The sequence below is a fragment of the Promicromonospora sp. NPDC023805 genome (assembly GCF_040639635.1).
GTDB lineage: Bacteria > Actinomycetota > Actinomycetes > Actinomycetales > Cellulomonadaceae > Promicromonospora.
Genome location: NZ_JBFAAH010000019.1, coordinates 94,883 through 117,022, shown reverse-complemented (window position 1 = coordinate 117,022; position 22,140 = coordinate 94,883). Strand labels below are relative to the sequence as shown.

General features: G+C 74.1%; 23 protein-coding genes. 6 read left to right on the top strand and 17 right to left on the bottom strand.

Annotation, left to right across the window (positions count from 1 at the left end):
• Positions 1 to 234: 234 nt before the first annotated feature.
• Positions 235 to 1,491: an AGE family epimerase/isomerase gene (locus AB0F70_RS18890; RefSeq protein ID WP_357451494.1), complete on the top strand. Its 1,257-nt coding sequence runs from the start codon at positions 235 to 237 to the stop codon at positions 1,489 to 1,491.
• A 29-nt stretch (positions 1,492 to 1,520) separates the two neighbouring features.
• On the opposite strand, the gene AB0F70_RS18885 is transcribed toward AB0F70_RS18890, so the two are convergent.
• From AB0F70_RS18885 to AB0F70_RS18870, 4 genes are read right to left on the bottom strand one after another with little or no spacing between them, the layout of a single operon-like run.
• The gene (locus AB0F70_RS18885) at positions 1,521 to 2,603 is read right to left on the bottom strand and encodes an ABC transporter ATP-binding protein (protein ID WP_357451491.1); all 1,083 of its coding nucleotides are present in this window, start codon (positions 2,601 to 2,603) and stop codon (positions 1,521 to 1,523) included.
• Positions 2,600 to 3,367 (bottom strand): ABC transporter permease, encoded by a 768-nt coding sequence (locus AB0F70_RS18880; RefSeq protein WP_357451488.1) that lies wholly within the window; start codon positions 3,365 to 3,367, stop codon positions 2,600 to 2,602. Before AB0F70_RS18880 ends, AB0F70_RS18885 begins: the two co-directional genes overlap by 4 nt.
• Positions 3,364 to 4,155: a molybdate ABC transporter substrate-binding protein gene (gene modA, locus AB0F70_RS18875; protein WP_357451485.1), complete on the bottom strand. Its 792-nt coding sequence runs from the start codon at positions 4,153 to 4,155 to the stop codon at positions 3,364 to 3,366. The genes AB0F70_RS18880 and modA overlap by 4 nt, the downstream gene beginning before the upstream one ends.
• On the bottom strand, positions 4,152 to 4,562 hold the full coding sequence (locus AB0F70_RS18870; protein WP_357451482.1) for a TOBE domain-containing protein: 411 nt from the start codon (positions 4,560 to 4,562) through the stop codon (positions 4,152 to 4,154). Before AB0F70_RS18870 ends, modA begins: the two co-directional genes overlap by 4 nt.
• Before the next feature lie 110 nt (positions 4,563 to 4,672).
• Here AB0F70_RS18870 and AB0F70_RS18865 point away from each other — a divergent pair, with 110 nt between their 5' ends.
• The 3 genes from AB0F70_RS18865 to AB0F70_RS18855 all read left to right on the top strand — a co-directional run bounded on the left by AB0F70_RS18865 (position 4,673) and on the right by AB0F70_RS18855 (position 6,724).
• Positions 4,673 to 5,131 (top strand): Rrf2 family transcriptional regulator, encoded by a 459-nt coding sequence (locus AB0F70_RS18865; protein ID WP_357451479.1) that lies wholly within the window; start codon positions 4,673 to 4,675, stop codon positions 5,129 to 5,131.
• Between the two features lie 184 nt (positions 5,132 to 5,315).
• Entirely contained in the window at positions 5,316 to 6,230 is a 915-nt protein-coding gene (locus AB0F70_RS18860; protein WP_357451476.1) for a sulfite exporter TauE/SafE family protein, read from the top strand.
• Positions 6,227 to 6,724 carry a MogA/MoaB family molybdenum cofactor biosynthesis protein gene (locus AB0F70_RS18855; protein ID WP_357451474.1) on the top strand — a complete coding sequence of 166 codons (498 nt, stop codon included), beginning with the start codon at positions 6,227 to 6,229 and terminating at the stop codon, positions 6,722 to 6,724. The genes AB0F70_RS18860 and AB0F70_RS18855 overlap by 4 nt, the downstream gene beginning before the upstream one ends.
• A gap of 29 nt (positions 6,725 to 6,753) precedes the next feature.
• Here the strand turns inward: AB0F70_RS18855 and AB0F70_RS18850 are convergent, their stop codons facing one another.
• A complete protein-coding gene (locus AB0F70_RS18850) occupies positions 6,754 to 6,993 on the bottom strand; it encodes a MoaD/ThiS family protein (RefSeq protein WP_357451471.1) in 240 nt (79 codons plus the stop codon).
• A complete protein-coding gene (gene moaC / locus AB0F70_RS18845) occupies positions 6,990 to 7,460 on the bottom strand; it encodes a cyclic pyranopterin monophosphate synthase MoaC (protein WP_357451468.1) in 471 nt (156 codons plus the stop codon). Before moaC ends, AB0F70_RS18850 begins: the two co-directional genes overlap by 4 nt.
• A gap of 177 nt (positions 7,461 to 7,637) precedes the next feature.
• Between moaC and AB0F70_RS18840 the strand changes: the two genes are divergently transcribed.
• Entirely contained in the window at positions 7,638 to 8,600 is a 963-nt protein-coding gene (locus tag AB0F70_RS18840) for an NAD-dependent epimerase/dehydratase family protein (protein WP_357451465.1), read from the top strand.
• Here the strand turns inward: AB0F70_RS18840 and AB0F70_RS18835 are convergent.
• From AB0F70_RS18835 to AB0F70_RS18790, 10 genes are all read right to left on the bottom strand, one after another.
• Complete coding sequence (locus AB0F70_RS18835) at positions 8,494 to 9,546, bottom strand: glycosyltransferase family 9 protein (RefSeq protein ID WP_357451461.1); 1,053 nt, start codon at positions 9,544 to 9,546, stop codon at positions 8,494 to 8,496. The two genes, AB0F70_RS18840 and AB0F70_RS18835, sit on opposite strands and share 107 nt — an antisense overlap.
• Positions 9,547 to 9,580: 34 nt before the next feature.
• Positions 9,581 to 10,336 carry an SDR family NAD(P)-dependent oxidoreductase gene (locus AB0F70_RS18830; RefSeq protein ID WP_357451459.1) on the bottom strand — a complete coding sequence of 252 codons (756 nt, stop codon included), beginning with the start codon at positions 10,334 to 10,336 and terminating at the stop codon, positions 9,581 to 9,583.
• Positions 10,333 to 11,931: a PfkB family carbohydrate kinase gene (locus AB0F70_RS18825; RefSeq protein WP_357451456.1), complete on the bottom strand. Its 1,599-nt coding sequence runs from the start codon at positions 11,929 to 11,931 to the stop codon at positions 10,333 to 10,335. The genes AB0F70_RS18830 and AB0F70_RS18825 overlap by 4 nt, the downstream gene beginning before the upstream one ends.
• Positions 11,928 to 12,605 (bottom strand): SIS domain-containing protein, encoded by a 678-nt coding sequence (locus tag AB0F70_RS18820; RefSeq protein WP_357451453.1) that lies wholly within the window; start codon positions 12,603 to 12,605, stop codon positions 11,928 to 11,930. The genes AB0F70_RS18825 and AB0F70_RS18820 overlap by 4 nt, the downstream gene beginning before the upstream one ends.
• The gene (locus AB0F70_RS18815) at positions 12,602 to 13,897 is read right to left on the bottom strand and encodes a glycosyltransferase (RefSeq protein ID WP_357451450.1); all 1,296 of its coding nucleotides are present in this window, start codon (positions 13,895 to 13,897) and stop codon (positions 12,602 to 12,604) included. The genes AB0F70_RS18820 and AB0F70_RS18815 overlap by 4 nt, the downstream gene beginning before the upstream one ends.
• Positions 13,894 to 14,901, bottom strand: a complete 1,008-nt coding sequence (locus AB0F70_RS18810) for a glycosyltransferase family 4 protein (RefSeq protein ID WP_357451447.1) — start codon at positions 14,899 to 14,901, stop codon at positions 13,894 to 13,896. The genes AB0F70_RS18815 and AB0F70_RS18810 overlap by 4 nt, the downstream gene beginning before the upstream one ends.
• Positions 14,898 to 16,004 carry a glycosyltransferase family 9 protein gene (locus AB0F70_RS18805; protein ID WP_357451444.1) on the bottom strand — a complete coding sequence of 369 codons (1,107 nt, stop codon included), beginning with the start codon at positions 16,002 to 16,004 and terminating at the stop codon, positions 14,898 to 14,900. Before AB0F70_RS18805 ends, AB0F70_RS18810 begins: the two co-directional genes overlap by 4 nt.
• Entirely contained in the window at positions 16,001 to 17,557 is a 1,557-nt protein-coding gene (locus AB0F70_RS18800) for an HAD-IIIA family hydrolase (protein ID WP_357451441.1), read from the bottom strand. The genes AB0F70_RS18805 and AB0F70_RS18800 overlap by 4 nt, the downstream gene beginning before the upstream one ends.
• On the bottom strand, positions 17,554 to 19,242 hold the full coding sequence (locus tag AB0F70_RS18795; protein ID WP_357451438.1) for a carbamoyltransferase C-terminal domain-containing protein: 1,689 nt from the start codon (positions 19,240 to 19,242) through the stop codon (positions 17,554 to 17,556). The genes AB0F70_RS18800 and AB0F70_RS18795 overlap by 4 nt, the downstream gene beginning before the upstream one ends.
• 149 nt (positions 19,243 to 19,391) lie before the next feature.
• Positions 19,392 to 20,816, bottom strand: coding sequence for an FAD-dependent oxidoreductase (locus AB0F70_RS18790; protein WP_357451435.1), 1,425 nt, complete (start codon positions 20,814 to 20,816; stop codon positions 19,392 to 19,394).
• A gap of 183 nt (positions 20,817 to 20,999) precedes the next feature.
• Here AB0F70_RS18790 and AB0F70_RS18785 point away from each other — a divergent pair, with 183 nt between their 5' ends.
• Positions 21,000 to 21,806 (top strand): PAS and ANTAR domain-containing protein, encoded by an 807-nt coding sequence (locus AB0F70_RS18785; protein ID WP_357451432.1) that lies wholly within the window; start codon positions 21,000 to 21,002, stop codon positions 21,804 to 21,806.
• Positions 21,807 to 21,857: 51 nt separating this feature from the next.
• Here the strand turns inward: AB0F70_RS18785 and AB0F70_RS18780 are convergent, their stop codons facing one another.
• Complete coding sequence (locus AB0F70_RS18780; protein ID WP_357451429.1) at positions 21,858 to 22,139, bottom strand: DUF4235 domain-containing protein; 282 nt, start codon at positions 22,137 to 22,139, stop codon at positions 21,858 to 21,860.
• Between the last annotated feature and the right edge of the window lies 1 nt (position 22,140).

Sequence of the window (22,140 nt, the reverse complement as noted above, 5' to 3'; positions counted from 1 at the left end):
TACTGCCCTGGAGACGGGGTGGGAGAGTAGGACGCCGCCGGACAACCATTCCCAGCAAGGGGGTGGAGCCAGCACAAGCCCGCAAGGGTTCGTGCGGCTCCACCCCCTTCCTGCATTCCAGAACCCTCCCGCAGGGTCAGAGCGCCGGCCGGCAAAGTCGCAGCCAGGAGCCCCGGCCGGCCGCCACGTGGGCAAAATTGCCGGGGATACATCGACCGCGGCTATCGTGGCCATGTGAACGCAGACATAACCCGCACCGGCGCGGACTCCACCGGCAACCAGCCCGCCAGCACGAGTGAGTCGGCGTGGCGCAGGGACCACTTCGTCTCGCTGCTGCGTTTCGCTGAGGCGTCGGTTCGTGACGACGGGGCTGCCTGTTGGCTCGACGATCACGGACGTCCCGACAGCTCACACCCTGTGGAAACGTGGATCACGTCGCGCATGGCGCACGTCTTCGCGTTGGGGCACCTGCTCGGGGTCAGCGGTGCGGACGAGTATGCCGCGCGGGCAATCAGTGGTCTCCAGGACGTTCTGAGCGACGTGGAGTTCGGCGGATGGCTCGCGGCTCGGGGTGAGGGTGACGAGGTGGTCGGCACGAAGCAGGCGTACGCGCACGCGTTCGTGGTGCTCGCCGCCTCCTCCGGCAAGATCGCGGGCATAGCGGGAGCGTCCGAGCTGCTGACCAAGGCCCTGGCCCTGCTGGACGCGCGGTTCTGGGAGCCGGAGCAGGAGCTGCACCTCGACGAGCGGTCACGCGACTGGTCCGACACCTCGGACTACCGTGGTGTGAACGCGAACATGCACGCCGTCGAGGCGCTGCTGGCGGCGCACGCCGCGACCGGAGACGGTTTGTGGCTGGACCGCGCGGCGGCCATCGGCGATCGCGTGGTGAGCTGGGCGGAGTCGAACGACTGGCGGATCCCCGAGCACTTCGACGCGGCGTGGAACCCGCTCCTCGAGTACAACGCGGACCGGCCCCATGACCCGTTCAAGCCGTACGGAGCCACACCCGGTCACGGACTCGAGTGGTCCCGGCTGCTGCTGCAGATCGATGCCGAGGCGGGCACATCCGGTCGACGGACGGAAGCCGCCGTCGCGCTGTTCGAGCGAGCGGTCGCCGACGGCTGGGACCCCGACGGGGGCGGTTTCGTCTACACGACCGACTGGTCGGGCACGCCGGTAGAGGCGCGGCGCTTCCACTGGGTAGCGGCCGAGGCGGTCGCGACCGCGCAGGTGCTGGGGCGGGTCACCGGCGAGGCGCGCTATGCGGAGCTCGAGGCCGAGTGGTGGGCCTGGATCCGGGAGAACCTCGTCGACGCCGAGCACGGCTCTTGGCACCACGAGCTCGACACGGAGAACCGGCCGTCGGGCCGCACGTGGATCGGCAAGCCTGACGTCTATCACGCCGCCCAGGCCGTGATCCTGCCCGAGCTGCCGCTGACCGGCTCGTTCGCGGCCTCCGCACAGCGGGCGGGCCAGATCCTGGCCTGACCGCATCGTCCGCGGCCGGGCGCGGGTCGTCAGGCCGGGTACAGGTCTACCTCGGTCGCCTTGACCGTGAACCAGACCGAGTCTCCCGGCGTGAGCGCGAGGTCGGCCACAGCCTGGGGCGTGATGTCCGCGCTGAGGTTGCCGGCCCGGACCCGCACCAGATCACCGTGCGGTTCGAGGGTGGTGACCGTGACCGGCCAGGAGTTGCGGGGGGAGCCGGTCGAGCGGGCACGGAAGACCGAGACGGATGTCGGACGGAACGCCGCGACCATCGGCGACCCGGCCGTGGGCAGCGCTCGGTCGGCGCCCCCGCCGTCGTCGTGCGGCAGGCCGTGGACCACGACGCCGGTCGCCGCGCGGATCCCGCCGTCCTCGGCGGACCAGATGCCCGCCACGATGTTGAGGCCCGCGATCCGGGCGGCGAACGCGCTCCGGGGCCGGGAGAGCACCTCGCGGGTAGGGCCCTCCTCGACGACGCGGCCGCCGTCGAGCACCACTACCCGGTCGGCGAGCAGGAGTGCGTCCAGCACGTCGTGCGTGGCGATGACGACGGTCTGCTTGCTGAGGACCTCGCGCAGCAGGTGCCGCAGCGCCGGCGTGACGTCGACGTCAAGGGCGGCCATGGGCTCGTCGAGCAGCAGGAGCCGGGGTTGGGTCGCAAGCGCCCGGGCTACCGCGACCCGCTGGGCCTGCCCGCCGGAGATCGCCGACGGGCGCCGCTCGCCCAGATCGGCCAGGCCGATCCGGTCCAGCCAGCGGTCGGCCTCCGCGCCGGCCGACAGCCGGGAGGCGCCGCGGGCCCGGGGCCCGAACGCGATGTTCTGCCGCACCGAGAGGTGCGGGAACAGCAGGGGGTCCTGGGCCAGCAGGGCCACCTGCCGTGCGTGCGGGGGCACCCAGGCGCGGGTGCGGCCGGCCTCGACGTGGGTAAGCGTGCGGGCATCGAGGGTGACCAGGCCGTCGTGCGGGCGCAGCAACCCGGCTGCGACTGCCAGGAGAGTGGACTTGCCGGCGCCGTTGGGGCCGAGCAGGGCGACGGTCTCGCCGTCGGCGACCTCGAGGTCGAGCTGGACGTCGCGGTCCGGGAGATGTGCGGAGAGGGCAAGGCTCACAGGGCGCTCCGGCTACGGCGGGTGAAGCCGATGACGAGCACGGCGACCGCCACGAGGACGAGGGACAGCGCGACCGCCGCGTCCGGGTCGGTCTCCCGCTGCAGGTAGATCTCCAGCGGTAGCGTCCGCGTGACGCCTTGCAGGCTGCCGGCGAAGGTGATGGTCGCCCCGAACTCGCCCAGGCAACGGGCGAAGGACAGCACCGTGCCGGACAGCAGGCCGGGCCACACCAGCGGCAGGGTCACCCGGAGCAGCACGGTGGTGGGCCGGGCGCCAAGGGTCGCGGCGACGACGTCGTACCGGGTGCCCGCCGTACGCAGGGCGCCCTCCAGGCTGATCACGAGGAACGGCAGGGCCACGAAGGTCTGCGCCAGCACGACGGCCGTGGTGGAGAACGCGATCTGGATACCCGCCACCTCGAGGGACTCGCCGAGCAGCCCGCGGCGTCCGAAGGTGTACAGGAGCGCGATCCCGCCCACCACAGGCGGCAGGACGAGCGGCACCAGCACCAGTGAACGCAGCAGGTTGATCCCCAGGAAGCGCGCGCGGGCCAGCACCAGGGCCAGCGGTATCCCCACCACGAGGCACAGCAGCGTGCTCACGGCCGAGGTGCGCAGGCTCAGGAGCAGCGCGGCCACCGACGACTCGCTGCTGATCAGGGTCCAGAAGTTCGGCCAGTCCACGCGGGCCGCCAGCGCCGCGAGGGGGAGCACCACAAGGAGCGCGCCCACCGCAGCGACCCCGGCGACCCACCGGGGGATCATGGCGCCGCGAAGCCGGCGTCGGACAGCACCTTCTGCCCGTCCGGGCTCAGCACGGCCTCGACGAACTCCTGGGCGAGCTCCGGCTGCGTGCTGCCCCCGAGAGCCGAGACGGGATACACGTTGACGACGTCGCCCGACTCGGGGAACTCGATGCCCTCTACCTGGTCGCCGGCGGCGCGGACGTCCGTGACGTAGACGAGGCCGGCGTCGGCCTCGCCGGTGATGACCTTGTTCAGCACGTCGGTGACGCTCTGCTCCTCGCTGACCGGGGAGAACGAGACGCCGCCCGCCCGCTCGACCCGTTCGGTCGCCGCGCCGCACGGCACCTCGGGCGCGCAGACGACCAGGTTCAGGTCCTCCGCGGCCAGGTCCGCGAGCGACGCGACACCCGCCGGATTGCCCGGCGGGACCGCGATCATCAGGGTGTTCGCCGCGAAGTCGGCAGGTGTCCCCGCGAGCAGGCCGTCCGCGGCGAGCTTGTCCATGTTCGCGGCGTCCGCCGATGCGAACACGTCCGCCGGTGCTCCCTGCTGGAGCTGGGCGACCAGGTCCGAGGAGCCGGCGAAGGACAGCTCGACGGAGACGCCGTCGTGCTCCGCCTCGAAGTCCGCGGCGATCTGCTCGAACGTGCTGGTCAGCGACGCTGCGGCGTAGACGGTGAGCGTCCGGTCGGACGGCGCGTCCCCGCCGTCGGCCCTGGGCGGTCCGCTGCAGGCCGACAGCGTGCCCGCCGCCAGGAACCCCGCGGCCAGCGCGCCCACCATCAGCCGGCGCCCGTGCCCGTTCATGCGGAACCCGGCCGATCCTCGGTCTCGATCACGACGTTCGTCGACTTGATGACGGCTACCGCCACCGATCCCGGCTCCAGGCCGAGGTCGCGCACGGCCTCGCTGCTCATCAGCGAGACGACGCGGAACGGCCCGCACTGCAGCTCGACCTGCGCCATGACCGTGTCGGCCTGGATGGCGGTGACCAGGCCGACGAAGCGGTTGCGCGCGGAGCTGCGCAGACCCGGCGGCAGGCCGGGTGGCGAGGCGTGCTCACGCGCCACCATCGCAACCTCGTAACCGTCGACGACCTTGCGCCCGGAGTCGTCCGTGCGGACGCCGAGCAGCCCTCGGTCGATCCAGCGGCGCACGGTGTCGTCACTGACGCCGAGGTACGCGGCGGCCTCTCGAATCCTCATGTGCGGCACACTGTCGAGATTATCACCGAGCGTGCGGCTCCTATCCAGAGATCTCTCCTGGTCTGCGGAAGCACTGCCGGTCGGCACACCATGGTGGGGGTACAGGAGAGAATGGAGGCATGAGGATCTCCGCACGAGCCGACTATGCCGTCCGGGCGGCCGCCGAGCTGGCGGCGGCCGACCACGACGGGCCCGTCCGCGCCGAGGCCCTGGCCCGTGCGCAGGACATTCCCCACCGCTTCCTGGAGGGCATCCTGAGCGACCTGCGCCGCGACGGGCTCGTCACGAGCCACCGCGGGGCGGGCGGTGGGTACCGGCTGGCGCGCTCGGCCGACTCGATCACCGTCGCCGACGTGGTGCGGGCCGTGGACGGTCCGCTGGTCTTCGTCCGCGGCACCCGGCCGTCCGACCTGGAGTTCCAGGGTCCGGCCGCCCCGCTGCTCCACGTGTGGGTGGCGCTGCGCGCCAACGTCCGCGCCGTGCTGGAGTCGGTATCGCTCGCCGATCTGGTGGACGGCACGCTGCCGGACGACATCCGCGCCCTCACGCAGGGCGAGTCGGCCTGGGCCAACTCCTGAGCCCGGTCGACGTCCGGATCCTGGCCGAATTCTGACGGATCGCAGAGCTTTCACCCGGCTCGTCATGCGTACTTATCCGATGCGTGAGATGGTCGTTGTTTCCGACCGGGTTGGGTGGTTACTCTAGCGCGGGCCGCACTGGTGCGGCCTCCGCCGTATTCCCCGGACCTGGAAGGTCACGACCATGAGAACCCTGATCCTGCTGGCGCTCGTCGGCCTCGGCGCGCAGCTTGTGGATGGCAGTCTGGGCATGGCCTACGGCGTGACCTCCACGACCCTGCTGCTCGCGATCGGCACCAACCCCGCCGCGGCGTCGGCCACCGTGCACCTCGCCGAGATCGGCACGACGCTCGCGTCCGGCGCCTCGCACTGGCGTTTCGGCAACGTGGACTGGAAGGTTGTCGCCCGGATCGGTATCCCGGGCGCCATCGGTGCGTTCGCCGGCGCCACCTTCCTGTCGTCGCTCTCCACCGAGATCGCCAAGCCGGTGATGTCGCTGCTCCTGCTGGGGCTGGGCATCTACGTGCTGCTCCGCTTCACGCTGCAGGGCCTGCCGGCGCGCTCCGACAAGCCGCTGCGCCGTCGTTTCCTCACCCCGCTCGGCCTGGTGGCCGGCTTCATGGACGCCACCGGTGGTGGCGGCTGGGGCCCCGTGGGCACCCCCGCGATCCTGGCGAGCGGCCGCATGGAACCCCGCAAGGTGATCGGCTCGATCGACACCAGCGAGTTCTTCGTGGCCATCGCGGCGAGCATCGGCTTCTTCATCGGCCTCAGCGGCGAGGGCATCGACTTCACCTGGGTGCTTGCCCTGCTCATCGGTGGCCTGATCGCCGCGCCGATCGCCGCATGGCTGGTGCGCCTCGTGCCGCCGCGCGTCCTCGGTTCCCTCGTGGGCGGCGTCATCATCCTCACCAACTCGCGCACGCTGCTCAACAGCGACTGGATCGCCGCAGGCCCCGTCCTGATGAACATCGTGTACGTGGTGATCTGGGTGACCTGGGCCGCCGCCGTCGCGTGGGCGGTGCGCGCGTACCGTCGCGACAAGGCCGCCGAGGCAGCCAAGCCCCACGAGCCGGAGGCCGATAGCGTGTCGGTATGACATCCGACCGGGTAGCGGTGATCACCGTCTCCGACCGTTGTGCACGCGGCGAGGCGGAGGACCGGTCCGGCCCGACGGCGGTGTCGCTCCTGGAGCAGGCGGGGCTCACCGACGTGCACCAGCACCTGGTGCCCGACGGCGTCGAGTCGGTCCGGGACGCGCTGCGCGCCGTGCTCGACGACGGCGCGCGGCTCGTCATCACCACCGGCGGCACCGGGATCGCCCCGCGGGACCTCACCCCCGAGGGCACGCGCGAGGTGCTCGACCACGAGATCCCGGGGATCGCGGAGGCCGTCCGCCAGCAGGGCATCGCTGCGGGCGTGCCCACCGCCGCGCTCTCCAGAGGGCTGGCCGGGATCGCCGGCACCGCCGACGGGGACCGCGCGCTGGTGGTGAACCTGCCCGGGTCGTCCGGCGGGGTGCGCGACGGGCTCCAGGTGGTGCTCACGCTCTGGCCGCACGTCCGCTCGCAGCTGGTCGGCGGCGACCACTGACCCGAGCGGGGTCAGCCACCTGAGCGGGGTCAGCCGCCCGCGAAGGGGGGCAGTACGTCTACCGTCGTGTCGTCCGGGATCCGGGCCTCGTCGGACGTCGTGCGGGCCCCCGCCACCAGCAGGGCGCACTTCGGCAGTACGTCCGCCAGGCGCGGGTGCGCTGCCGTGAGAGCCGCGCGGAGGGCAGCCACCGACGTCGGGCCGCCGAGCTGTTCGGAAGTGACCCCGGCGGCCTCCCGGGCGCCGGCGAAATAGCGGACGGTGATCATTCCGGACGCACCCAGTCGCCCGACTTGCCGCCCGTCTTGCGCTCGAGGCGTACGTCCGCGAGCGAGACGGACTTGTCGAGGCCCTTGACCATGTCGACGACGGCAAGGCCCGCGACGGCGACAGCGGTGAGCGCCTCCATCTCCACCCCCGTGCGGTCGGCCGTGCGGACGGTCGCCGTGATCGTGACGCCGTCGTCGGTCACCTCGAGGTCCACCGCGGCGCCGTGCACGCCGATCACGTGCGCGAGCGGCAGCAGCTCCGGCGTCCTCTTCGCGGCCGCGATCCCGGCGATGCGGGCCACGGCCAGCACGTCCCCCTTGGGGACGGCGCCGTCGCGCAGCGCCCGCACGACGTCGGGACCGCAGCGGACGGCGCCCGTCGCGGTCGCGGAGCGGATCGTCGGCTGCTTGGCGGTGACATCGACCATGCGGGCCTGGCCGCGGTCGTCAAGGTGCGTGAAGCTCACGGGACCAGGGTGTCACGTCGCGCGGGTCGCGGGACCGGCCCGGGCGCTCGGCTGCGAGTGAAGTGGCTCCGATGCACCGTTGAACGGTGCGGTCGAGACCAGGCTGCCGGAGCTCCGGTGAGAGGACGACCCCATGCGCGGCGACAGCTGGAACCCATGCCCAGGTGAGGCCCTGAGATGAGGGCGGTCGTCACCGGCGGCGCCGGATTCGTGGGCAGCAGGCTGTGCGAGGCGCTCCTCGACTCCGGGGCAGAGGTCGTCTGCCTCGACAACCTCCTGACGGGCGCCCCCGACAACCTCGGCGGCCTGCGCGGGCACCCGGCATTCCAGTTCGAGCAGTGCGACGTCGCCGAGGGATTCGGCTCCCGCGCGGTTCGGGCAGCCCTGCGTCCCGGTGTCGACCTGGTTCTGCACCTCGCCTCGCCCGCGTCGCCCGTCGACTACCTCGAGCACCCCATCGAGACGCTCGACGCCGGCTCGCGCGGCACCCGCGCCGCACTCGACCTGGCGGGCGAGCACGGCGCGCGCCTCGTGCTCGCCTCCACGTCAGAGGTGTACGGCGATCCACAGGTTCATCCCCAGACAGAGGAGTACTGGGGGAACGTGAGCAGCGTCGGACCGAGGAGCGTCTACGACGAGTCCAAGCGCTTTGGCGAGGCACTCACCGCGGGGTACCGGCGCGCACTCGGGACCGACACGGGGATCGTCCGGATCTTCAACACCTACGGGCCCCGCATGCGAGCGCACGACGGGCGGGTGGTGCCGACCTTCGTCCGGCAGGCGCTCGCGGGCGAACCGCTCACGGTCGCGGGCGACGGCAGCCAGACGCGGTCGCTCTGCTATGTCGACGACCTGGTGGCCGGCCTCCTGGCGTTCGCGCGCAGCGGGCACCCCGGCCCGATGAACCTCGGCAACCCGCACGAGCTCACCGTCCGCCAGATCGCGGAGGACGTGATCAGGGCGACCGGCTCCCGGTCGCCGGTCGAGCACGTCGAACGGCCGGTGGACGACCCTGGGATGCGCTGCCCTGACATCACCCTCGCGCGTACGGAGCTGGGCTGGGAACCGCAGGTCGGCTGGATGGACGGTCTGGACCGGACGGTGTCATGGTTCCGTTCGCGGTCTCAGGGAGCCGCGTGAGCATCGACTCGCACGCGGCGACGACCTCGTCGACCGCTGTCCGGGCGAGTGCCGGGTCGAGCCGGCCCGCGTTCGGGTCGCGCCGTGGCGCTCCCCGCCTGCCGTGCCAGATGACGACGTGGCGGTGCGGGTCGAGCGTGGGCCCCCACAGCGCGGGCGGCGTGGGCCCGAACAGCGTGACGGAGGGTGTGCCGTACGCGGTGGCGAGGTGTGCGATGCCGGTGTCCCCGCTGACGACCAGCCGGGCGGTGGACACCAGCCCGGCCAGCGCGGGCAGGCCGAGCCGGCCCGAGGTGTCGCGCACCGCACCGCCCGCGTCCGCCTCGAGCCGCACCCTGGCGCAGAGGTCCTGCTCCGCCTCGGACCCGGTGAGGACCACGTAGTGGCCCTGCGCCACCAGCGCGTCGACGACCCGTGCCCAGCGGGAGACGGGCCAGCGGCGGGCCTCCGCCGCGGCGCCCGGGTGGACTATCACCTCTGCCCGGGCGCCGTCCGGAGCGGGCGGGCCGAGGCGTAGGTCCTCCGGCCCGCAGTACCCGCCGACGCTCCGCACGAGCCGGCACCAGCGGAGCACCTCGTGCTCGTCGTCGTCCCAGTCGGGCCCAGCGTGGCCGGCGTCCGGGCTGTCGAACGCGATCAGGGTGTCCGGCCGCGTCGCCTGCAGCACGCGGTGGCTCCGCGGCCCGCTGCCGTGCAGGTCGATCGCGATGCGTCGGGACGCGTCCTGGGTGCGGCACGGGCCGGCCCAGGGCCAGGGGAGGCGGGCCAGCCCCTGGGACGGCAGGACGGTGTCGACGATCCCGTGGTCGACGAGCAGCTGGCCGAGGGGCCGGGGTGCGGCGAGCACTATCCGGTGTCCCGGCAGTGCCCGCCGCACCCCACGGAGCGCGGCCACGCCGGTCAGCACGTCGCCGAGCCCGAGCGCCCGCAGAACGAGGACGGTCATGCCGAGCTCCTGGTCGGCCCGGTCGCCCGTCGGGTCACGGCCACGAGGCCTCTCCTGACGCCATGACCAGCATCTCCCGGATCTCGCTACCCCGCGGCTGGGTCAGCGCCGTCACGACGGCGGCGGCCGTGGCGGCCGGATCGTTGAGATCCGCGTCCGGGCCCGGCTTGTACTGCTCGGTGCGGCCGTCGAAGAACGGTGTCCGCATGCCGCCGGGGATCAGGCACGTCACGCCGACCCGGCCCGCGTACTCGGCGGCGAGAGCCTGGGTGAACCCGCGGATGCCCCACTTCGACGCGCAGTACGCCGTCGCGTCGCCCGCGCCGCGCAGCGCGAGCGTCGAGGCCACGGTGACCACCGTGCCGCGCCGTTCCTCCAGGTAGGGGAGCACCGCCCGGACCACCGAGACGGTGCCGAACAGGTTGACGCGGACGACGCGCTCCCAGTGCTCCGGATCGATGTCGAGGAGCGGGCCGCATGCGTCGATCCCGGCGGCGGTCACCACCGCGTCGGGTGGGCCCACCTGCTCCACCAGCGAGTCGACTGCCGCCTGTGCGGCGCCCGGGTCGCCGAGGTCGGCGGCGGCGAACGGCACGTCGGCGGCCGGCTCGGCCACGTCGAGCACGGCGGGCGTGCCGCCAGCGGCGGTCAGGACGTCGACGAGCGCCGCGCCGAGGCCGGACGAGCCGCCGGTGACGAAGACCGTGCCGACGGGCCTGGGCACGAGCGGGGAGGCGGGTGCGGGGCCGGCGGACGGTGTGGCAGCGGTAGGGGTGGTGGTCGCGGTCATGATGACCTCCTCATGGTCGATGGGATCGAGGCGGGCAGGGGTTCGGCCGCCCGGACCTGGCTGACGAGCCCGGTCGTCGAGCGGCCCGGGAGGTACGGCAGGGTCACCACACGTCCCCCGTAGGAGCGGACGACGGCGGCCTCAGGTAGCTCGGACCACGTGTAGTCGCCGCCCTTGGCCCAGATGTCCGGACGGAGTGCGGCAACGGCGGCCGACGGCTCGTCGTCGTCCAGCACGACGGCCGCGTCGACGCTCGCGAGGCCCTCCAGGACGCGGAGCCGGTCGGCCAGGGGCACCACCGGTCGCTCGGGTCCCTTGAGGCGGCGCACCGAACGGTCCGAGTTGACCAGCACCACCAGGTGCTCGCCCAGCTCACGCGCGGTGTCGAGCATGGCGACGTGGCCCGCGTGCAGCAGGTCGAAGCAACCGCTGGTCGCGACCAGCACACCGCCCGCCGCGCGCAGCCGGGCGCCGAGCTCCTCGAGGGACTCGGGGCCGCTCCGCTCGGCGGGCCGCTGAGCGGCCTCGCGGGCGCGTCGGAAACCCTCCGCACCCCCTGACGCGACCCAGGCGCTCGCGGCGACCACCCCCTCCCGGACGGCGGTGGTGGCCTCGTCCCCGCGCGCCATCCGGTCCGCCACGGTCGCGGCGAAGCGGTCGCCGGCCCCGCAGGGATCCGGCCCGTGCGCGGGCTGGGCCGGCAGGTGCCGGATGACGCCCGGGCCCTCGCCGGTACCGTCGTCGTCGGGCGGCCGGGTGGCGACGAAGGCGCCCCGGTCCCCGGCGGTGACGCTGACCGCCCGCGCGTCCCAGGCCTGGCGCAGCACGTCCGCCACCGCCGGGAGCTCGGTGTCCTCGTCGGCGGGCGGCAGCGGGAGCTGCCGCGCCGCCCGTTCGGCCTCTGCCGCGTTCGGCGTCACCAGTGCCGTGCCGGGCACTGGATCGCCGCCGCGCGGGTGCGGGTCCCAGACGAGCGGCACGCGCGCGGCCGACTCGGCGAGCACCTCCCGCAGGAGCGGCTCGAGGGTCACGCCACCGCCGTAGTCGGCGACGAGCACCGCGTCACAGCCCGCGATGGCGTTCCGCACCCGTTCGGCGGTCGCCTCGTTCACACCGAGCGGGGTGCCGGGCCCGCCGTCGTCGACGCGGACCAGGCCCTGCCCGGAACTGCGGACGCGCGTCTTGCGGCGGGTCGAGCCCTCGTGCCGGAGCGGGACGATCGTGACGTCGGCGAGCTGGCGGCGCAGCTCCTGGCCGTCCGCGTCGTCCGCGAGGGGCGCCACGAGCACGACGTCGGCCCGCTGCGCGCACAGGAGGGCGGCCAGCCCCGCGCCACCCGGGCTCTGGCGGACCTCTGTCACGTCGACGACCGGCACCGGAGCGTCGGGCGCGAGCCGGGTGACCGAGCCGTCGACGTCCCGGTCGAGCAGGACGTCTCCGACGACGGCGACCCGGGGCCGGGCGATCTCCCCGCCGGCCGCCCCGCCGGCCGCCCCGCCGGCCGCCCCGCCGGACGCCCCGCCGGACGCCCCGCCGGACGCAGAGCCGACCAGCCTGCGCGAGAGATCGCCGACGACGGTGCCGTTCCCGGTCATGCGCGTGCTCCGGCCGTCCTCGACCGGGCTCTCTGCGACCCCGTACGGCGGGCCCGGGTGCTGGCGGCGATGTGGGCGTCGAGCACCGCGCACAGGGCGTGCGCGACGACGAGGTGGACCTCCTGCACCGCCGACGTGGACGACGACGGGACGGTCAGCGCGTCGTCGCACAGTGCCGCGAGCGGGTTCGGCGCCTGGCCGGTGAGCGCCCAGGTGGTGAGCCCGAGCTCCCTGGCCCGCCGGGCCGCGACGAGCACGTTGGCGCTCGCGCCGGACGTCGACAGGCACAGCAGGACGTCGCCCGGCCTGCCGTGCGCCGCGACCTGCCTGGCGAACATCTCGTCCTGGCCGTAGTCGTTGACTATCGCGCTGAGGCTGGAGGTCTCGGCGTGCAGGGCGATCGCGGCGAGCGGTATCCGCTCGTCCTCGAACCGGCCGACGAGCTCGGCGGTCAGGTGCTGGGCCTCGGCGGCGCTGCCGCCGTTGCCCGCCACGAGCAGCCGATGACCCGAGACCAGCCGGTCGGCGAGGTCCTGGCCCCATGCCTCGATCCGGTCGAAGCTGGCGCTGAGGTGGTCGAGGCCGACCGTCAGGTCGGCGCGGTGCTGCCGGAGCCAGCTCCGGCCGCTGGAGGAGGGCTGGAGGGCGGTCGGTCGGACGGGCTCTGAACTCATCGGGTACCTCCTGCGGAAACCAGCGGAGCGTCCGTCGCGGACCACTGCGGCAGGGGCCGACGGGCGGACGAGGAACTGACGACCTCGGCGTAGGCCTCGACCGTCTGCCGGGCCACTGAGGCCCAGCCGTACTGGCGCTCGGCGCGGACCCGGGCGCCGGCTCCGAGCCGGAGCCGGAACCGGCGGTCCGAGAGCCGCAGCAGCGCGTCGGCCACGGCGGCGGGATCACGCGGCGGGACGAGGAGGCCCGTGCGCTCGTGCACCACCGTGTCGAGCATGCCGCCGACCGCGGAGGCGATCACTGGCAGCCCGCACGCGGCGGCCTCCAGCGGCACTATGCCGAACGGCTCGTACCAGGGTGTGCAGGCCACCATGTCGACGTCCCGGAGCAGGTTCGGGACGTCCTCGTGAGTCACCGCGCCGAGGAACCGGACCCGGTCGCCGACGCCCAGCCGCTCGGCCTGGGCGCGCAGGCGGCGCACCTCGGGGTCGCGGTCGAGCTCGCCGAGGGGCGGCCCGCCGGCGATCAGCAGCTCCACCGGGGGAGCCTGGTCGCCGAGCCGGGCGAGCGCCTCGACGACTGTCGCGACGCCCTTGCGCTCCACGAGCCGGCCCAGGGAGAGCAGACGCAGGGGCCGGTCCTCGTCCTCCTGGTGCGTCCGGGCGGTGCCCGGCGTGAACACACCGAGGTCGACGCCGCACGGCACCACGTGGACCCGGTCGTCCGGCGCGCCCAGCTGCCGCAGCTCACGCACCTCGTCCTGACAGGTGGCGATCACCAGGTTTACGTCCGCGCACAGGGTCCGCTCCAGCGGGATCCGGGCGGTGGGGCTGGTGTCCGCGGCGCCCTGGTACCGGCGCTTGACCGAGCCCAGCGCATGGAAGGTCTGGACCACCGGTACGGCCGGTCCGTCGTCGTCCGCCCGGCGGGTCGCGCGCAGCGCGGCCAGGCCCGACATCCAGAAGTGCGCGTGCAGCACGTCCGGCCGCACCTCGGGGTCGGTGAAGCGGGCCGCGAGCTCGTCGCCGAACTGGTCCATCCAGCGCAGCAGGTCGTCCTTCGGCAGCCGTTCGGGTGGGCCGGCGTCGATGTGCACGACGTCGACGCCGTCGGTGAGGGGAACCCGTTCCGGGAGCGCCGGGTCGTCGCGCCGCGTATAGACGTCGACGGTGTGGCCGTCCGCGGCGAGGCGCTGTGCCAGCGCCGCGACGTGGACGTTCTGCCCACCGGCGTCCGCCTCACCGAGTACGGCGAGCGGGCTGGCGTGCTCCGAGATCATGCCGATCTTCATGGCGACACCTCCTGTGTCAGCAGGGTGGTCCAGCGGTCGAGGAACAGGTCGAGCGGATAGTGGGCGAGCACGTGCTCCCGGGCGGCCTTGCCGTAGGCGGCGGCCTCCGACGGGTCGGCGAGCCAGCGCCGGGCGACCGCCGCGAGCTCGTCCGGGTCCGCGCTGAGCACGCCGGCCTCGGGTGGCACCGCCGCATACGCGGCGGTGACGGGCAGCGCGAGCACGGGCAGGCCGAGGGCCATTGCCTCCAGCAGGGCGAGCCCGAGGCTCGTCCACCGGTACGGGTGCAGGTAGGCGCGTGCCCCCGCCAGCCGGTCGTGCAGCTCCGCCTGGGGCAGGTCGTACAGGCGGTCGGCGGCTCCCGCGGCCGTCGGGCCGAGGGGCGAGAGATGCTCCGCCAGGAGCGACGTGCCCATCCCGTACACCTCGGCAGGGGCCTGGCGGGCGACCTCCAGCAGCACGTCCGTGCCGGCGGCCCGCCACCGGCGGACCGGCTCGTTCACGACCGCCGCGATGGTCTCGCGCTCCCCGGTGTACCGGTGGCCCGGGTCGGGGATGCCGTGCTCGATCACGGCGGTACGTGCCTTGCCGGTGTCCCACATGAGGGCGTTGAACCGGGTCACGTGCACTATCGGGACGAGCCCGTCGGCAGCTGTGCCGACGTCGGCAAGGGGGTGCCGCGTGGCGGCGGCGGGGCCGCCGGGGGCGTCGTGCTCCAGGTACACGGTCGGCACGTCCCGTCCGGCCCGGCGTCCGGTCCACTCGCGCAGGAGGCGGGCCTCGTGCGGCCGCTGGAGCACCACGGCGTCCACCCCCTCCTCGTCGAACGCCCGGCGCAGCCCGGCAGGGTCCAGCTCGCGTACCGAGGCAGGCCAGTCCCAGGTCTCGGCACGCCCCCGCCCGTCGGCGGGCCGGCCGGGCAGCACCGGCACCAGGTACTCGTGCTCGCCCTGGACGAAGGCGGTGGTCCACGAGCCGTGCACGTGCCACAGGAGGATCCTCATGAGGGCCACCCCGCTGCGCGGTTCCTGCCCGCGGACGCCGAAGCACGAGGCTGCAGGTACGTGAGGCGCGCGACGGCGTCGGACACCTGCTCCGGCGTGACCGACGTGAGGCACGGGTGGCCTGCTACGGGACACGTACGGGCCCGTGTGCCGCGGCACGCGGCGCCCTGGTCCCCGAGGAGCAGCCTGGGCACCCCGTACGGCGCCCACCGGTCAGCTGGAACGACCGGCGCGAACAGGCTGACCACCGGCGTACCGACGGCCGTGGCCAGGTGCGCCGGGCCGGTGTTCCCGACGACCACGCACGCCGCCGACTCCAGGACGGCGGCGAGCTCGGCCAGGCTGGTCTGCCCGCCCAGGTCGATGGCGTGGTCGCCGGCCACGTAGGCGGTGAGGTCCCGCTCCGCCGCGGCGCCCGTCACGAGCACCTCCCAGCCGTCGTGCGCGAGGCGTTCGGCGATGGCCCGGGCGTCCTCGGGCAGCGGCGCACGGGCGGGCACGGACGCTCCGGGGTGGAGGACCACCGAACGCTGTTGCCAGGCGCCCCCGACACCGAGCGCGCGCTCGGCCCGCTGCGGCACGGCGGGGAGCGGACGGCGGACGGCGAGCAGCCCGTCGTCCTCCACCGGCAGCACGGCTCCGGCCTGTTCCGCGAGGTCGAGGGCCGCCTCCACCTCGTGCAGCCCCGGTGGGCGCTTGTGCCGTACGTCGAGCAGCGAGCCGGGGTAGTCCTCGCTCACCGCGACGATCCGGCGCACGCCGGCGAGGCGGGCCAGCAGCGCCATCGGGAGCGGCGACTGGTGGAACGACGTGAAGATCACCGCGAGCTGGTAGCGGCGCGCGACGAGACCGGCCACGAGGTCGAGCACGGCCTCGGCCGAGACCCGGGGCGGCTCCGCGCCGGACCACGGCGCGTCGAACCGCAGCGTCTCGGTGACGCCGGGCAGCAGCTCGGCGGCCTGCAGCCCGGAGCTGGAGACCAGGAGGTCCACCTGGTCGTAGGTAGCGGCCAGCGCGCGCACGGCGGGGCCGGTCAGGAGCACGTCCCCGTCGCTGTCGAGCCGGATCGCGAGCACCCGGACAGGGCGTTCCGTGGAGGTCATAGCAACATCACCACCTCATCGAGAGGCGCGGCCACGACGGGAGCAGCGGACAGCTCCTCGCGCCTGGTCACCTCGGTCGGCACGAGGACGCCACGTGCGCCGGACGCCACGGCGGCGCCCACGTCCGAGCCGATGTCTCCGACCACTACGCACTCCGCCGGGAGCACGCCGACCGCCGCCGCGCCGCGGAGCACGAGGCCCGGCTCGGGCTTGCGGCACGTGCAGTCCTCCTCCGGCCGGTGCGGGCAGCGCTGCCAGGTGTCGAACGGGCCCAGCAGCCGGCGGACCCGCTCGTCCACCGCATCCACCTGTGCGCTCGTGAGCAGCCCGCGGCCGATGCCCGACTGGTTGGACACCACGCCGATCCGCACACCGCCGGCCCGTAGACCGTCCAGCAGGCGCCGGGCGCCGGGCATCGGTTCGACGGCGTCGGGGTCCCCGTTGTAGGGCACGTCGCGGACGAGCGTGCCGTCCCTGTCGAACAGCACCGCGCGGACGGGCGGCGGCCAGGCCGGCACGCGTTCGCCGAGCCCGCGCCGCCACCGCAACGCCCCCCGGACCCGGTGTGCGACGGCGGCGAACGGGATCAGCGCGCTCGTCACGACCATGCGGCGCAGCTCCGGGCCGTAGCCATCGTCGCCGGGTCGCGGCCCGGGCCGGAGCCGCTCGGCGGCGAACACCGCGGTGAGCGCCGCCCAGGCCGATCCGGCGAGGACAGCGGTGGTACGCGCCGCGCGCGGGCTACGGGTGCCGGGGACGACGGCGGCCACGCTGCCGCCGAGCGCCGTCAGCCCCGCCGCCACCGTCGCGGCGTGCCACGGCAGACGACCTCGGCCGGCCCCGGTGCGTCGGCGCCAGTCACGGCCGTGCAGCGTCCGCAGCAGCGCGTCGTCCGCGTTGCCGGCCTGGGCCCGCACGCTCGCCAGGTCCCCGGCGGGCCGGACGGGGTGCTCGACGAACCGGGCGCCCCGGACGAGGCCCCAGCCCGCCTCGCGGACCCGCAGCGCGAGGTCGGCGTCCTCGCGGTACGCGCGGGGGAAGCGCTCGTCGAAACCGCTCACCGCCTCCAGCGCGGCCCGGCGGTAGACCATGTCGGCGGTCGCCCAGGCAGCCGCCTCCAGCCCCGCGGTGTTGCGTTCGAGGTCGGTCGGGGGCCGGTGGCCCGGCAGCGGTACCACTATCCGGCCCTGCACACCCGCGACGTCGGGGCCTGCGGCCGCGAGGTCCTGCTCCAGGTTGGCTGCCCAGCGCTCCGGGACCACCACGTCGTCGTCCAGGAAGGCGACCCACTCCGTGCGGACGCTGCGCCAGCCGGTGTTGCGGGCGGCGGCCGGGCCGCGACCGCCGGTGCGGAGCACCCGCACACCGGGCACCGGGTCGGGCCCGAGGTCGAGGGGCGGGTTCGTGCCCTCGACCGGGAACGGCCGGTCGTCGACCACCACCACGTCGAGCGGCGGTGGCCCGTCGGCGCAGGCGACGCGCACCGAGTCGAGCAGCGCGCCCAGCTGCGGGCGGCCGATCGTCGGGACGACTATCGAGTACGGAGGTGTCACGCGGCACCCCCGGACGGCTCGCCGCCGGCGAACAGGTCCGCACGCCGGACCAGGTGGGGGCCCACTACCAGGACGTCGACGGGCGCGGAGCCGAAGAGCTCCAGCGCGTCCCGTGGGCTGTCCACCATCGGGCGGCCTGCGGTGTTGAGGCTCGTGTTCACCACCACCGGCAGCCCGGTGCGCGCGCGGAACGCGCGGAGCATCGACTGGAGGCGCGGCTGCGAGTCGTCCACCGTCTGGATCCGGGCCGTGCCGTCCACGTGGACGGTCGCCGGGATCCGGTCGCGCCAGGCCGTGGCGACGTCGTGGACGAACAGCATGTAGGGACTGGGGATCGGGCCGCCGGAGAAGATGTCCGCGGCGTCCTCCAGGAGCACCATCGGTGCCACCGGCCGGAACTGCTCGCGTCCCTTGACGATGTTGAGCCGTTCGGTGTTGGCCCGCGTACCCGGGTGGGCCAGCAGCGAGCGCTGGCCGAGCGCGCGCGGCCCGAACTCGGAGCGGCCGTCGAACCAGGCCACCATCCCGTCGTCGGCGAGCACGCCCGCGACCTGCTCCGGCAGGTCGGCCGGGGTCGTGAACGGCACGCGCGCCGTGCGCAGCGCGTCGGCCAGCTCGTCGTCGGACCATCCGCGGCCGAGCGCCGCCGACGTCATGGGCACCGTCCGTACGCCGGCTTCCACCGTCAGCTGCAGGGCCGCGCCGAGGGCCGTACCCGAGTCACCCGCCGCGGGCTGGACCCACACGTGCTCGAAGGGGGTCTCGCGCCACAGTCGCGAGTTGGCCACGCAGTTCAGTGCGGTGCCGCCCGCCAGTGTCAGCGCGGTGTCGCCGGTCCGCTCGTGCAGGGCCGTGGCGAGCTCCACGAGCAGCTCCTCCAGCCGCGCCTGGACCGACGCCGCGAGGTCGGCCTGGTCGGGCGGTAGGCCGCCCGCGCCGCTCGGTTCCTGGATGGAGCCCGGCATCGACGGTGCCGCCCACCGCGACCAGTCGGGGGCCTCGGCCACGAAGCCGCCGTCGGGCGTGGTGCGGAGCAGCTCGCGCAGCTCGGGCAGGAACCGCGGACCGCCGTACGACGCGAGCGCCATCACCTTGTACTCGTCGCTGGACCGCAGGAACCCGAGGTGCTCGGTGAGGGACTCGTAGACGAGGCCGAGGGAGTGCGGCAGCTCCTGGCTCGCGAGCACCTCGAGCTGCCCGTCGGCGTACCGGCCCGCGAGGTAGGAGGACCGCTCGCCGCGACCGTCGAGCGACATGACGCTGCAGGTGCGGAACGGGGACGCGAGGGCTGCCGATGCGGCGTGCGACACCTCGTGCGGCACGAAGCGCACGGTGGCGGGGTTGAGCCCGGGCAGCGCGGTGGCGATGAACTGGGGCGCTCGTCCGGCGTACCGCTGCCGCAGCCAGTCCCACGGGTCGGGCAGGCCCATCTCGTCCGACGGTTTGGCGAGGGCCGGGTCGAACGAGTAGGCGACGGCGTCCAGGTCCTCCGGCCGCAGGCCCCCGACGTCGAGACACCACCGCATCGCCTGCTCCGGCAGCTCCCAGGCGGCGAACGGGACGGGGCGCTTGCCGTGCTTGCGTCGGCTGAACCGCTCCTCCTCCGCTGCGGCGATCACCTGACCGTCGACGACGAGCGCCGCCGACGGGTCATGGAAGAGGGCATTGACACCGAGGACTCGCACAGTGACCTCCACGGAATGGTCGTCACCGGGCTTCTTCCGGTTCTCCTACGTTCGAGGCGCTGAGAAGCACTCGCATCTTGAACCGCTTCTCGACGAGATCGAGGTTCCGGGACGCCTGCGTAGGAGCAGGTAGTGGGTCCCGGCGCCCTTCAGCGCCGCGCCAGGTCCTCGGTGGCGGGGCCCTCGATCAGCGTGCCGTCCGGCTCGAACCGCGAGCCGTGCGCGGGGCAGTCCCAGGACTGCTCCTGCTCGTTCCAGCGCACGACGGCGCCGGCGTGCGGGCAGACCCGGGACACGCACGGGGCACCCGGCCGCTGTCCGCTGGGACGGGTCGCCGCACGGGCCCAACCCTTGGTCTGCACGGCGAAGGTGGCCGCGGTGCTCACTCTCGGCGTGGGCTTGCGGGCCCACGGCTCGAAGGTGAGACCCCACTCGACGGGGTCGCCGAGGATACGCCCGGCGAGCGCCAGCCCGGCCGCCGCACCGTTGGTGAGCCCCCACTTGGCGTAGCCGGTGGCCACGAGCACGCGGTCGTCCCCTGGCACCACCGGCCCGACCAGCGGCAGGCCGGTGTCGCTGGTGTAGTCCTGGGCCGCCCACGTGTGCCGGGGCTGGTCCACGGGGAGGTGGACCCGGGTCCACTCCTCCAGCGCGGCCAGCCGCCGGGCAGGGTCCCGCTCCCTGCCGACGGTGTAGCCATCGCCGCCCACCATGAGCAGCCCGCCGGCCGTGCGGAGCGATCGCACGGGTGACCCGGCGGTGATCGACATGGTCTCGTCGAACCCGGGCGGCAGCGCGGCCGGGTCGGTGATCTCCCACGTGGTGAGCAGGCTGCGGCCCGCCTCCAGCCGGAGGAACAGCCCGCCCAGCCGCCCGGGCGGAGTGCCGGTGGCCAGCACCACACGGTCCGCGAGGATGGCGCCACGGCTGGTGCGCAGCGCGACGCCAGACCGGCGCCGGCGCACCTGGTGCACCCGGACGCCGTCGTGCACCTGCACGCCGCGGGCGCGCAGGCGGGCGCGCAACGCCGAGAGCATGCGCAGCGGGTCCACCTGAGCCTGGCCCGGCAGGCGTACCGCGCCGTAGGACCGCGCGGGGTACGGCGGGTCCTCCTCCCACTGTGCGGTGAGTCCCTGGCGGGCGCAGGTCGCGAGCACCGCGTCGACGTCGGCCACCTGCTCGGGGGTGGCCGCCACGGTCAGGTCGTCCCGGTTATCGACTGGCACGTTCAGGTCCGCGAGCGTGCGGCGCAGCCACCCCAGGCCGGCGAAGTTGGCCGCGAGGTAGTCGCGCACCACCTCGTCGCCGTGGCGGGCGATCCGGGCGAGCCGGGTGCCCTGCAGCACCGAGAGCTTGCCCGTCGAGCGGGCGGTGGTGGTGGCGCGTACGCCGCGGGCATCGAGCACCACGACGTCGGCGCCGCCGTCGGCGAGCAGCTGGGCGGTGACGACACCGGTGAGACCGGCTCCGACCACCACGACGTCGGTGCGGAGCGGGCCGGAGGCCATGACCCCCGGTGTGCCGCTGCCGGTGTCTGCCAGGTCGGTCGTCGCGTCGTAGGGGGTCTCGCTCACGGTGCACCTCCGCTGCTCGATCCGTGCTGCTCGATCCGTGCCGGTCGGTCCCTGCGCCGGCCCTCGGGCCGGCCCGTCCCAGGCTGGCACGAGGGTCTGGCACTCGCAGCGCCTCGCTCCTAGAATCGAAGTGGCGGAGTCATGAAGCGGCTCCAGGTCCACTTCGGATCTGGGAGGTTCAAGATGCCCCCTTCTCTGCAGCAGCCCAGGCTCAGCATCGTGGACGGCGCAGGCGGCGACACGGCTGAACCGTCACCGAGCTTCTCGGCGGGTGACCTGGCGCATGCTCTTGGTCTGGGGACCAACCTTCTCGTCGGCACCTACCGCGTCGACATCATGTCGGGGACCTGGTGGTGGTCCGACGAGCTGTACACGATGCACGGGTGGAAACGGCACGAGGTCCAGCCGGGCCTCGAGGCGCTCCGGTCCCGTAAGCATCCCGACGATCGCGCCCGTGTGGTGCGGGCCGCCGCCGAGGCCCTGCGGACGGGTCGGCCGTTCGCGTGCGCGCACCGGATAGTGGACCGCAAGGGCCGCACACGTTCGGTGGTCGTCATCGGCCAGGGCCGACGCAGCGGCCCCGACCGGTCGCCGGAGCTGGTCGGGTACGTCATCGACGTCACGCCCGTCCAGAAGGAGGCGCTGGCGCGCAGGTCCGAGGCGGTCGTCACCAGGGCCTTCGTCAGCCAGGCGGTGATCGAGCAGGCCAAGGGCGTCGTCATGGCGGTACGCGGGGTGAGCGAGGAGACCGCCGGTCAGCTGCTGCACGAAGCCGCCCAGCGGGTCGACATCCCGCTCCGGCTGGCCGCCGACCAGGTGATGGCCGGGCTGCGGGCCGATCGCGAGGGGGCGGATCGCGAGCGGACGGGCATCACGCAGGAAGCCCTCACACGTGCGTTGGACGGCGTCGAGCCGGTGGGGCGGCCTCGCGGGCACGACCCCCTGCTCACCCGGCGGCCGCGCAAGGTGTCGGCGCGCACGTCCGGCTGAACCTGCGACCGGATGCCCGGCCCGGTGATCCCCGGCCGGGCATCCGACGGGTCAGCGCGCGGCGCGGCGGGCGGCGAGTCGAAGTGCCGCCGTCGACGCGCCCTTCGAGGCCATGCGCTTCGCGAGCACCGCGGTGCCGGCGGCCACGGCCGCGAACACGGTCGCCTGCACCAGGTCCAGCTCCGGGTCGTCCGCCTTGCTGGGCGCGTCGTTGCCGGTCACGCCTTTCCAGATCATGCTGACCGCTTTCTGCGCGACCCAGCCGGCCGCGAGCGTCAGGGCGAGGGTGCCGACCTTCTCGGCGAGTGTCTGTTCCGTCTCAATCTTGGCCATT